We start from the raw sequence: 11789 nt of genomic DNA, 5'->3' as shown, positions 1-11789 counted from the left end.
CTCCCGCCCCTCGCGTCCCTTCCGTCTCTCCCGTACGACCACGCTGATCTTGTAGGAGTCCTCATATGCAGCGAACGCCAGTTCACTCACCACCCATCGCGGTGATCGGCATGGCGGCGCGGTTCGCGGGAGCCGACGACGTCGAGCGCTACTGGACCAACCTCGTCGAGGGCGTCGAGTCGGTCGGCCGCCCGGACGAGGCCGGGTCCGGGTCCGACGTGACGCCCGACGGCGACGGCCGCTACGTGCGCGCGGCGGCCAAGGTCGCCGACGTCGAGTGGTTCGACGCCGACTTCTTCCGTACGCCTCCCACGGAGGCCGTCACCATGGACCCGCAGCAGCGCGTGCTGCTGGAGGTCGCGGCCGAGGCGCTGGAGGACGCCGGCTACGCCGGGGATCGGGAACCGGTCGTCGGCGTCTTCGTCGGGTCCGGTGAGAACCACTACTTCCGCGAGTTCGTGGCCCCGACGGAGGCCCTCGCGGGCCGCACGGGCGACGTGCGGATCACCCTGGGCAACGAGAAGGACTTCCTCGCGCCCCGGCTCGCCTTCAAGCTCGGTTTCACCGGGCCGGCCATCACCGTGCAGACCGGCTGCGCCACGGCCCTCAGCGCGGTGGCCCTCGCCTGCTCGGCGCTGGCCGCCGGTGACTGCGACATCGCGCTGGCCGGCGGCGTGAGCCTGCTCATGCCCGACTTCGACGGCTACACGTACACCGAAGGCGGGATCCTGGCGGCGGACGGCCGCTGCCGTGCGTTCGACGCCGAGGCGTCGGGCACCGTGCCCGGCTCGGGTGCGGGGATCGTCGTGCTCCGGCGCGACGCCGACGCCCGCGCCGACCGGGACCGCCGCAGGGCTGTGATCCGGGGCTGGGCGGTCAACAACGACGGCGGGTCGCGCGCCGGATTCACGGTGCCGAACATCGGCGGCCAGGAAGCGGTCGTCCGCAGCGCGCTCGCCCGCGCGGACATCACCCCCGACCAGGTCGGTTACGTCGAGGCCCACGGCACCGGGACCGCCATCGGCGACCCGGTGGAGTTCGAGGCGCTCCGGCGCGTCTTCGCCACCCCCGGCCGGCCGGCCGGAACCCTCACCTTGAGCTCCGTCAAGCCCAACATCGGGCACACGGACGCTGCGGCGGGCATCGCCGGGCTGATCAAGGCGACCCTGGCGGTCGAGCGGGCCACCGTGCCCGGGACCCTGCACTTCCGCAGCCCGAACCCCGAGATCGGCCTCGCGTCGACCCCCTTCACCGTCACCGCCGAGACCCGGCCGTGGCAGGCCGAGGGACCGCGCGTCGCGGGTGTCAGCTCGTTCGGGCTCGGCGGGTCCAACGCCCATGTGGTCCTCGAGTCGGCGGCTGCCGAACCGGTCGCGGCCGCAGCCCGCCCGCGTCAGCTCCTCGCGCTGTCGGCCCGTACCGACGAGGAGCTGGAGCGGATGCGCGAGCGGCTCGCCGAGCGGCTCGCGGCGCTGCCCCCGCTCGCCCCGGCCGAGCTGGCCGACGTCGCCCACACCCTCGCGGTGGGCCGCGGCCGCTTCACGCGGCGCTGGGCAGCCGTCGCCGCCGACGGGGCCGAGGCCCTCGCCCGACTGAAGGCGCCCGTCGAGCCCGGCCGGCCCACCACGCGGTGGTCGCTGGCCGTCCACGGGACGCCCGGCGAGCTCGCCGCCATGGGTGAGCGGCTGCTCGCCGACGAACCGCTCTTCGGCCCCGCGCTCGCGGAACTCACTGGAGACACCGGCTCCTCCGGGCAGCTCGGACTCGCGCACCTCGCCCCGCACAGGGCCGGCGTCCTCGCCGCGCTCGGCGTGGCCCGGATCCTGCGCCGTCTCGGTCTGACCTTCTCCCGGGTGGACGCACCGGAGTGGGCGCGTCCGGCGGCGCAGTGGCTCGCCGAGGGCGCCGACCCCGCGACGCTGGAGGCGGCCCTCGCCGCCTGCGACAGCGACGGCGCAGACGCCGGGGCCGTGCGTGAGCGGGTGGGCCAGGTCCTGGTCGGCCCAGCGTTCGACCTGACGGAGGTGACGGCCGCGGCGTGGCGGGCGGGAGTGGCGGTCGACTGGTCCGTCTACTACGGCGACGAGCCGCGCAGCCGGGTTCCGCTGCCCACGTACCCGTTCACCCGCCGCCGGTTCTGGCTCGACCGGCCCGAGGCCCCTCAGGCGCCCGTCGCCGTCGAGCCGCAAGCGTCGAGCGGCGCCGCCACGGCGAGCATCGCCGACTACGTCGAGAAGGTGTGGCGCGACGTCCTCGGCGTCCAGCACATCGCACCCGACGCGCATTTCGTGAACGACCTCGGGGGCGACTCGCTGTACGCGGTGGAGATCGGCGCCCGCCTGAACGCGGGTCTCGGCCTCGACCTCCCGGTCGACCTGCCGTTCATCGCCCCCACGCTCGCCGCCACCACGACGTCCGTCGAACAGGCCCTGGCTATGGAGAAGACCTCATGAGCACCGTCAACGACACCACCACCCTCGTCCGCCGACTGGACGTGACCGCCCGGCGGACCGACCAGGTCGTGGACCTGGCCGAGCGGACCGAGGGCGGTGTCCTGCTCGAGACCGTGATCGGCCGCTACGTACTCGACGCCGACGCGCGCGTGGTCTGGCTGCTGATCGACGGGCGGCGCAGCATGGCCGAACTCGTCGACGCCGTCGCCGAGAAGCAGGGCCTGCCGGTCGCGGAGATCCGGCAGCCCGTGCACGCCGTCAGCGACCGCCTGCTCGAGCTCGGTCTCGTAGAGATCGTGTCCACGGCCGACGCCGAGGCCTTCGCCCAGCTGACGGTCTCCGGATGAGCCGCCGTCCCCTGACCCGGGTCGGCTTCCAGTACGCCGGGTACTCCTTCCCGGGAGTCATGGACAACAAGCTCTTCCAGCAGGTCGTCGACATCGCGCACGCCGCCGAGGCGTCCGGCTTCGACAGCCTCTGGACGATGGACCACGTCCACCAGATCGCCTCCGTCGGCGAGGCCGACGAGCCGATCCTGGAGGCGTACACGACGCTCGCCGCGCTCGCCGCGGTGACCACGAGCGCCCGCCTCGGCGTCCTCGTGTCGTGCAACAGCTTCCGCAACCCGGCGCTGCTGGCGAAGATGGTCACCACCATCGACGTCATCAGCCGGGGACGCGCGGTCCTCGGCATCGGCGCGGGCTGGCACACCGAGGAGACCCACGCGTACGGCATGGAGTTCCGCACGCCCCGGGAGCGCCTGGCGGCGCTCGACGAGGCGGTGCAGATCTGCCGGGCGATGTTCACCGAGCACGCGCCCCGGTTCTCGGGTAAGCACCACAGCGTGGACGAGCCCCTGAACGTGCCGGCCCCGATCAGCCCCGGCGGGCCGCCGATCCTCATCGGCGGCGGCGGCGAGAAGGTGCTCATCCCGCTGGTGGCCCGGCACGGCGACGCCTGCAACTTCTTCGGCGGGCCCGCCACCGTGCGCCACAAGATCGAGGTGCTGGAGCGGGCGTGCGAGGCCGCGGGCCGCGACGGCTCCGAGATCAGCCGGACGTGGCTGGGCACCGCGATCGTCACCGACTCCGAGGCCGAACTCCAGGAATCCCTGGAGCGGTTGGGCACGCTCCTGGGCGTGGCGCCGAGCGCGGCCCGCGGCCTCGCGCTGTGCGGGACCGAGGCCCAGGTGCAGGAGCGGATCGAGGAGTACCGCGCGGCCGGCGTCGAGGGCATGATCGTCTCCCTCCTCGACCCGAGCGACCTGGACCACCTCCAGCGGGTCGGCACGACGCTGCGGGAGGTGCTCGGTGACTGAGACGTCGAGCGAGCCGGAGGCCGTCCTCGAACTGGACGGCCCCGCGGCCGAGGTCATCGCCGCGGTCTGGGCCGAGGCCCTCGGCCTGGACGAGGTCGACCCCGACACGGGCTTCTTCGATCTGGGCGCATCGTCGAGCACGGTGGTGAAGGTCGTCCGCGTCCTGCGGGTCCGCTGGCCGGACCTTCAGCTCGTCCAGGTCTTCTCCCACCCGACCGTCACGCAGCTCGCGGAGTACCTCGACGATGCGTGAGGGGGGCGCCGTCGCCGGGCGCTCAGGTCAGCGCGGCACGGACACGGGCGGCGAGCTCCAGCCACGTGGGGCCGCCGAAGAGGTGGTCGGCGCCGGCCGTCTCGTGGAACTCGGTCGCACCGGTGGTCTCGAGGCGCCAGTCGTCGACCGTGGCCCGGTCGAGCTGCTCGTCGTCCGCGCCGTACAGGACGGTGAGTCGCGTATCGAGCGGCGCGGCCGCCGAGCGGCCGTAACCCGAGACCAGTCGCATGTCCGCGGCGAGGATCGGCAGCAGCAGCTCGAGCAGTTCGGGTTCGCTCCGGAGGCCCTCGGGCACGAAGCGGGTGAGGTCGTCGTCCGGCTCGGCGGCGGCGTCCGCGGCGGCGCGGGGCGGAAGCTGCGAGGCGACGAGCAGGTGGACGACCTCGGGCGCCGAGCCGGAGTTGCGCAGCGCGTGGGCGAGTTCGAAGGCCAGCAGAGCGCCGGAGCAATGACCGAAGAGCGCGACGCGCGGGACGTCCAGCGCGGTCACCTCCCGGACGAGCTCGGCGACGGTGTCCGCGAGCACGGTGCCGGGCGGCTCGGTCTGGCGGCTCTCCCGGCCGGCGAGCCGGACGCCGTACACGGCGGCCGCGTCACCGACGACCGGGCCCCAGGTGCGGAACGGAGTCGCCCCGGCGCCGGCCCACGGAATACACACAAGGGCAGTTCCATTCCGTGTTTCCGCGCTCCACGGAATCAGCGCCTGAGATTTGTGCGAAGTATTCATGAAAGCGGATCGTAGCACGCGCAATATTCACGCACAGTGCCGCGAAGCGAAATAGGGACTTTCTCGGAAATCCTTCCGATCAGCCCCTTCAGAAAACCGTAGTCTCTGCTATTCGGAAGGCGTTTCCCATGTTCAACCCCACCGTCCAGGTCATCGCCGCACAGCCGAAGGTCCTCACTCCGCCGGACATTTCCTTCGAGGCCATCCTCAAGCACTTTCCCGGGCTGGCCGAGGCCGAGGCCGTCTGCATGACGGGCTCGATCGCGGCCGGGTGGGGCAACGCCTTCAGCGACATCGACCTCTACGCGTTCTCCGACAAGGAACTCGTCCTCCCGATCGACGAGACCATGGAGACCTGGCCCGGCGCCGATTCGAGCGGCGTGCGCTGGCACAACTGGATGGGCGTCTACGACAACGCGCGCGTCGACCTGAAGGTGTGGCCGACGTCCACGCTCACCACGGCCCTCGAGCCGTACCTCGCCACCGAGGTCGAGTTCTGCAGCATGGGCGATTTCCTCCAGGACTTCGTCTACCGCCTCGACGTCGCCATGCCGCTGAAGAACGAGGAGTTCTTCGGCCGCATGAAGGAGCTCATCGCCGGCTCCTCCTACCCGCGCGCCCGGGCCCGCCGCCTGAAGGCCGACGTGGAGAACCGCCTCACGGACGTCGCCGGCCAGCTGGACGCCGGTGACGACAAGACGGCGCGCGTCTCCGCCGCCCTCGCCGCCGCCACCATCGCGGACGCGGCGCTCGTGCTCTCCGGCGAGCTGTGCCGGCGCGAGAAGTGGCTGGTGCGCCGCCTGGAGAAGACCCCCCAGTGCGGGATCACGGTCGACGACTACGTCACGCAGATCCTCGACGGCGCCCGCCCCGGCGAGTCCGACGCCGCCACGGCCCTCCGTATGGCCCGGTGGACCCAGGCCCACCTCGTCCGGCTCGAGGACGCCTTCCTGTCGGCTTCCTGAACGGACAGGACAGCTGTAGCACGTCGCCGTGCTCGCGGAGGGGCCACGCAACGGTCCCTCCGCGGGCACGGCGACGTCGGTGAAACCCCCCTGTGCGCACCGAAGTTCGAAAGAGAGAAGAAGCGACATGAATCAGCTCCTTACCGCACTGCGGGGTCCACAGGATCCTCGTCAGCGGCTGCTGGCGTTGTCGACCGTCGTCAACACCGTCGGCATGGGGATGTTCCTCTCCGCAGGAACGATCTTCCTCATCCGATCCGCCGGACTGAGTCCGATCGAAGCGGGTGTCGGCCTCACCGTCGGCTCGCTGCTCGGCTTCGGCGCCGGCGTACTGATCGGCGACCAGGCCGACCGGCGCGGCTCGCGGGAGGTGGTCATCGGTTCCATGCTGCTGGAGGCCGCGGCCAGCATCGGACTCCTCTTCGTGCACAGCCTGTGGCCGCTGCTGATCGTGGCCGCCGCGGCCGCCGTCGGCCGCGCCGGAACGGGCAGCGCGCGCGGAGCGATGATCGGCGTGCTGGCCGAGGAGGGCAAGGGCGCGCAACTGCGCACGTACCTGCGGGCGGTGACCAACGTCGGGCTCGCGGTCGGCACACTCGGGGCGGCCTTCGTCCTGGCCGTCGACACCCGCGAGGCGTACGTGGCCATGATCCTGACCGACACGGTCACCTTCCTGATCGCCGCCGGCATCCTGACCCGGCTTCCGCACATACCCCCGACGCGCTCCGCCGCGAAGGGCGATCCCGAGACGAAGACCGCGGAGCAGAAGGGCCACCGGTGGGTGGCCCTGCGCGACGTGCGCTACCTGGGATTCACGGCCGCCTCGTCGGTCGCCTCCCTGCAGTACTTCGTCCTCGTCACCGGCCTGCCCCTGTGGATCGTCATGCACACCTCGGCGCCACGGTGGATGGCGGCCGCCGTCCTCTTCTTCGAATCGACGCTCGTCGCGCTCACCCAGATCCCCGCGACCCGTTCCATCGTCGACCCGCGCTCCGCGGCGCGACTGCTCGCGCGCTCCGGCCCCCTGTTCCTGGTCGCCTGGGCGCTGATCGCCGCGGCCTCCGGCCAGGGCGTGTGGCTCGCGGTCGCGGCCCTGACCGCCGGTGTGGTCCTGCACGCGCTCGCCGAGGTCTGGCAGGCCGCCGGCACCTTCGAACTCTCCTTCGCCCTGGCCCAGAAGGAGTCCCTCGGCCAGTACCAGGGCGTGCACGGCTTCGGACACGGCCTGATCGAGGCAGTGGCCCCCATCATCGTCATCGCGATGTGCGTCGACTGGGGCGCGCCCGGCTGGATCGCCCTCGGCCTGGTCGTCGCCCTCGCAGGCTTCGTCTGCGCACTGGCCGAACGAACCTGGTCCCGCACCCAGGCCGATGCCGACCCCCTGCCCGTCGACGCGTAAGGGAACCCTCCATGGGAACCGAGATCGAGCGCAAATTCCTCGTCACCCCGGCGAGCACGATCCCCCCAGGCGTCGCCACCGCCCTCCAGCAGGGATACCTCGCCGTCGGCGACGACGGCCGCGAGACCCGACTCCGCCGCCAGGACGACGCGTACACACTCACGTCCAAGCGCGGGTCAGGACTGGTGCGCCAGGAATGGGAGACCCGGCTGACGGCCGAGCAGTTCGACGCACTGTGGCCGGCCACCGAGGGCGCGCGGCTCGAGAAGACGCGCCACCGGGTTCCGATCGCAGGTGGAACCGCCCTGGCGGACGTCTACCACGGAGAGCTCACGGGGCTGCGCGTCGTGGAGGTGGAGTTCGAGGATGTCGAACAGGCCACCAGGTTCGAGCCGCCGGACTGGTTCGGCCCGGAGGTCACCGGTCGACACGAGTACAAGAACCAGTACCTGACGACACTCAGGGCCGAGGCCGCCGCCGCCCTGCTCGCACATCGCTCCTAGCAGTTGTCGTCGGAGCGGCTTCCTCCCGAGCTCCACTCCGGGACCACTGGTGGTTCCGTGGGTGCGGACGAACATGCGGACTTCGCCTTGCCCTCGGACAGGGGCAGGGCGCTACGTTCCTGGCACGACAGGGCGATCGAGGGAGCGGCGACCGGCGTTCAGGTGGTGGCCGGAGTGGCCGCCGGGTTCGGTATCGGCGTGGTCGCCGCGACCACGGGCGTCGCGGGCGGTGAGCTGCTGATCCCCACGATCGTGCTGCTGTACGGCACCGACATCAAGCCGGCGGGCAGCCGCCCCTCACCCGAACGACGGAGCGCCCCACCCGATCGCAACCGGGTGGGGCGCTCCACAGCAGGTCAGAGGGTCTCCCCTGCCCCGCCTTCGGTAGGCCGTGTGGGACTCGAACCCACAACCAATGGATTAAAAGTCCACTGCTCTGCCAATTGAGCTAACGGCCCGTGGACAAGCACACCCGTGCAGCATAGCCGGAGAGATCCCCGGAACCGATCGGGTATCCGACACCGGCCGCGCCGTGCGTGGCGCGGGCGGGGCGGGCGGGTCCCCGGCCGTGGTGGCCGGGGACCGGGGGCGTGCGGGGTGTGAGGGGATCAGAAGAGGGACTTGTAGATGTTCCAGCCGCCGGTGCCGATGAGCATGCGGGGGCCGTAGGCGCCGGTGCAGGTGCCGTCGTAGGAGTAGAGCCGGCCCGAGGAGTCGCGGGCGGTGAGGTCCGCGCAGCCGTCGCCGGAGAGGTCGCCCGCGCCCACCACGGAGGTGTAGACGCCCCAGCCGGTACCGGCCTTGACGCGGGGGCTGTAGCCGCCGGTGGCGGTGGCGTAGTAGCGCCAGAGCACACCGGAGGCGTCGATGCCGAGCAGGTCGCCGCGGCCGTCGCGGTTGAGGTCGCCGGCGCCGACGACCTTCTTGTACAGCTTCCAGTTGGTGCCGAAGCGGACCCTGGGCTTCATCCGGTGGTCGGCCGTCCCGGCGTACAGGTACATGTCTCCGGTGGAGGTCTGGCGGGCGATCAGATCGGTGAACCCGTCGCCGTTCACATCGCCCGGGGACGTCAGGATGTCGTACTGGCCCCAGCCGGAGCCGAGGAGCGTGTACGGCGACGAGGCCGCGACGACCTTGCCGCAGCCCGGCCGGTAGGCCCGCAGCTGGTCGCCGACGCGGGCGAGGACGTCCGCGCAGCCGTCGGCGTTCACGTCGCCGAACGGCACGAGGAGGGACGTGGTGGGGAACTTGGTGCCCGTGCCCGTCATCCGCGCGGAGAGGCCGCCGTACCCGTCGCCGCGGTACATCGACACCAGGCCCGCCGTGTCCATCGCGAGCAGGTCGCCCTGGCCGTCGTTCCCGGCCATGTCACGCCAGGCCGGCTGCCCGCCGGAGACCGTGACCGTGCCGTTCAGGGACAGGTCGCTGCCCTGCCCGTCCGCCGTGTTCGCCTGGAGGTGCCAGGTGTACCGGCCGTTCGCGACGTTCTTCCCCGCCGCCGTCCTGCCGTCCCACGACACGTCGATGCGGCTGCGGGTCTCGCCGCCCCCGTAGACGCGGAACGGGTTCCCGGACAGGTCACGCAGCGTCAGCTGCCAGTACGACGAGGGCTTGGACAGCGCCCAGGACGGCTTCCAGCCGTCCTGCAGCCGCATGGTCGCGGGCACCTTCGCCGAGGCGGCGGTGAGGTCGGAGGTGGGGACATTGGTCCACACGACGTGGACGAGGTTCGCGGCGTCCTTGTAGGCGACGGCCCCGCCGAAGCGGTCCACGGTCCAGGACTCGCGGCGGGCGCCGCGCACGGGAGCGGCGTCGACGAGCCTGCGCACCGCGGGCTTGCCGCTGGTGACCTTGGTCAGGTCGGTGAGCCGGAGGTACTCGCCGGCGTCCCGGTCGACGACGTAGCCGTCGCCCAGGAGGGCGCTGCCGGCCGCTCCCGTGGACAGCTGCAGCCTCGTGTTCGTCCTGAGGTCGACCACGCCCTGCTGGGCCGACGCGCACGCCCAGTACAGCCAGCGGCCCGCGGCCGCCTGGAGCTCCGTCGGGACGCACGCCGCGCCGGTGGTGACCTTGCCGAGGTCCTTGCCGGTGGCCAGGTCGGTCCGCGTCACCTCGCCCGCCGCGGTCGAACCCGCGTACAGGGTGTCGCCCCAGAGGGCCGCCGGCGCGGACGGCGTCTCGCGGACGACGCTCTGCGCGTCGAGGTCGACGACGAGCGTCCGGGAGCCGCCCTGGAAGACCGCGCGCCGACCGAAGGCGTCGGTGATCCGGCCGTTCGCCTCGCCGGTGTACACCCGGCGCACCTGGCCGTCGGAGGTGCGGGAGACGACCTCCAGCGGCTGGGAGGCCTCACGGGCCAGGTAGACCGTACGGCCGTCCCCGCTGTCGTGCAGCGGCGTGGTGCTCTCCAGCTGCTTCGCCTCCGCGCCCGCCCACAGCGACTGCGGGTGACCGGTGTGCACCGGCCCGACCGGCAGCGGCGTCCATCCGTAGAAGCCGCTGCCCTGGGCGGCGCCCGTCTCCAGGGTGGAGAGCCGGCCCGCGCCGAGGGCGAGCGAACGCACCTCGGCCGGCAGCGGCTCCAGCCGGCGCAGCTTCTCCAGGAGGGGCGCGCCGCCGTCCTTCGCCGGGACGGCCTTGAAGAGGGACCAGTCGGAGGACGACGTACCGCCGACGGCGGCCACGCCGCCGCCCGCGACCTGGGTGAGCTCGGCCTCGGCCTTCTCGAGGAGGGTCCGGCTGCGCCCGTCGGGGTGGAGCGCGACGAGCCGCCGCTTCAGGGAGGCGTCGGTGCCGGAGGCCTCGCCGAGCGCGAGGACCCAGTCGCCGACGAGGCCGATGCGGGCGGTGCTCAGGCCCTCGGGCAGGACGACCGTCTGCTCGGCGCCGGTCAGCGCGGCGCGCTGCCGCACGTGGACGGTGCGGTTCCTGTCGGTCCAGGCGATCCGGTCGGGGCTCACGGCCACCGGCGCGACGAGCACGCTCCCTTCCGGGGTGGGGGCCGCGATCACGGTCATCTTCCCGGTGCTCAGGTCGACGACGCCGAGGTCGGAGAAGTCGTAGGCGTACGGGTCGGCGGACCGGCCGAAGCGGATCACGGCCACGGAGTCGTCACCGGCCGCGAGCCGCGCGCGGTGCAGCCCGGCGTCCTCGGGCCAGCCGGTGACGGGCGTGCGGGCCCCGTCCGGATCGGTGGCGCTCACGAGGTAGTAGCCGACGGTCGTGGAGGAGTCCTCGGCGGAGGCGTACTGCTGGAAGAGCAGCGTGTCGCCGAGCAGTCCCCGGTAGCTCGCGTCGCGCGGCACGGTGAACGGCCGCTCGGTGCCGGCCGCCAGGTCGCGGAGGTAGTGGGTGCCGGGGCCGTGCTGCACGTACGCCCAGCGGCCGCCGGTGCCGGACTCGGCGAAGGGCAGGAACCCCTTGTCGTACCCCAGCGGAACGCTCTTCGCGGGGTCGGTGAAGTCCGTCCACTCCAGCTGTCCGCCGGCGCCCTCCGTCTCGTGGACGTACCCCGTGGCGCCGACCGCGGTGACGGTCTCCTGCCGGGGTACGGCCCGCCAGCTCGGCGCGATGTCGAGCTGGTCGATCCCCACGATCGGTGACGCCTGCGCGGCCCCGACGGGCGGCAGCACGGCACCCGACGCGAGCAGGGCGGTGGCGAGGACGGCGAGACGCGCGCGGGAGTGCCGCGCGCGTGCGAAACGAGACAAAGAGAGGTCCCTCCCCGGGGCAACCTGATGTGCGGACATCGGGGGGGGAGAAGCCTCCGCCGGGCCCCCTGGCCGGCACTTCCCACCCACGTCGACCGGCTGAGCGTATCCCGTCGCACGCGGGTACGACTCAGGGCCCGCACCTGCACCGAAGTGCGGGGGCGGGCCCTGAGGTTCGTTCAGCGGTTCACGGCAGGTCAGCCGTTGCGCTTCCAGCGGGGCTTGTCGTCGCGACGGCCGAAGGAGCCGCCGGTCGAGCCGGTGCCGCGGTGGTCGTCGCGGCGGCCGAAGGGTCGGTCGCCGCCACCGGAGCGGAAGCCGCCGGAGGGACGGTCGTCACGACGGTCGCGGTTGAACGGACGGTCGCTGCCGCGGTGGCCGCCGGTCGGACGGTCGTTGTCACGGCGCTCGAAGGGGCGGCCGCCGCGGTCGTCGCGGTT

Annotated in this window: 9 protein-coding genes, 1 tRNA gene and 1 pseudogene; 7 read left to right on the top strand and 4 right to left on the bottom strand. The window is 72.5% G+C overall.

Annotated elements, in window-relative coordinates; translation table 11 throughout:
* Positions 1-65 precede the first annotated feature (65 nt).
* The 4 genes from ACIQFX_RS03360 to ACIQFX_RS03345 are packed head-to-tail and all read left to right on the top strand — an operon-like array spanning position 66 to position 4024.
* Positions 66-2453, top strand: a complete 2388-nt coding sequence (locus ACIQFX_RS03360) for a beta-ketoacyl synthase N-terminal-like domain-containing protein (RefSeq protein WP_402458435.1) — start codon at positions 66-68, stop codon at positions 2451-2453.
* Positions 2450-2800: a PqqD family protein gene (locus ACIQFX_RS03355; RefSeq protein ID WP_402458433.1), complete on the top strand. Its 351-nt coding sequence runs from the start codon at positions 2450-2452 to the stop codon at positions 2798-2800. The genes ACIQFX_RS03360 and ACIQFX_RS03355 overlap by 4 nt, the downstream gene beginning before the upstream one ends.
* Positions 2797-3771, top strand: a complete 975-nt coding sequence (locus ACIQFX_RS03350) for a TIGR03560 family F420-dependent LLM class oxidoreductase (protein WP_402458430.1) — start codon at positions 2797-2799, stop codon at positions 3769-3771. Before ACIQFX_RS03355 ends, ACIQFX_RS03350 begins: the two co-directional genes overlap by 4 nt.
* Positions 3764-4024: a phosphopantetheine-binding protein gene (locus ACIQFX_RS03345; protein WP_402458428.1), complete on the top strand. Its 261-nt coding sequence runs from the start codon at positions 3764-3766 to the stop codon at positions 4022-4024. Before ACIQFX_RS03350 ends, ACIQFX_RS03345 begins: the two co-directional genes overlap by 8 nt.
* A 22-nt stretch (positions 4025-4046) precedes the next feature.
* Here ACIQFX_RS03345 and ACIQFX_RS03340 read toward each other — a convergent pair whose 3' ends face one another.
* The gene (locus tag ACIQFX_RS03340) at positions 4047-4703 is read right to left on the bottom strand and encodes a thioesterase II family protein (protein ID WP_402458425.1); all 657 of its coding nucleotides are present in this window, start codon (positions 4701-4703) and stop codon (positions 4047-4049) included.
* A 197-nt stretch (positions 4704-4900) separates the two neighbouring features.
* Between ACIQFX_RS03340 and ACIQFX_RS03335 the strand changes: the two genes are divergently transcribed.
* The 3 genes from ACIQFX_RS03335 (at position 4901) to ACIQFX_RS03325 (ending at position 7639) form a co-directional block, all read left to right on the top strand.
* Positions 4901-5737, top strand: coding sequence for a hypothetical protein (locus tag ACIQFX_RS03335; protein WP_033205199.1), 837 nt, complete (start codon positions 4901-4903; stop codon positions 5735-5737).
* Positions 5738-5864: 127 nt separating this feature from the next.
* The gene (locus tag ACIQFX_RS03330) at positions 5865-7136 is read left to right on the top strand and encodes an MFS transporter (protein ID WP_402458421.1); all 1272 of its coding nucleotides are present in this window, start codon (positions 5865-5867) and stop codon (positions 7134-7136) included.
* A gap of 11 nt (positions 7137-7147) precedes the next feature.
* Entirely contained in the window at positions 7148-7639 is a 492-nt protein-coding gene (locus ACIQFX_RS03325; protein WP_402458419.1) for an adenylate cyclase, read from the top strand.
* Positions 7640-8024: 385 nt separating this feature from the next.
* Here ACIQFX_RS03325 and ACIQFX_RS03320 read toward each other — a convergent pair.
* The 3 genes and pseudogenes from ACIQFX_RS03320 to ACIQFX_RS03310 all read right to left on the bottom strand — a co-directional run.
* A tRNA-Lys gene (locus ACIQFX_RS03320) sits at positions 8025-8097 on the bottom strand.
* A gap of 150 nt (positions 8098-8247) precedes the next feature.
* On the bottom strand, positions 8248-11349 hold the full coding sequence (locus ACIQFX_RS03315; protein ID WP_402458416.1) for an FG-GAP-like repeat-containing protein: 3102 nt from the start codon (positions 11347-11349) through the stop codon (positions 8248-8250).
* Between the two features lie 197 nt (positions 11350-11546).
* Positions 11547-11789: pseudogene (locus ACIQFX_RS03310) on the bottom strand (RNA helicase); the annotation flags it as partial.

This window comes from Streptomyces sp. NPDC093089, from assembly GCF_044754405.1.
Lineage (GTDB): Bacteria > Actinomycetota > Actinomycetes > Streptomycetales > Streptomycetaceae > Streptomyces.
The sequence above is the reverse complement of the archived record's forward strand: the minus strand, read 5'-3'. Positions and strand labels throughout refer to the sequence as shown.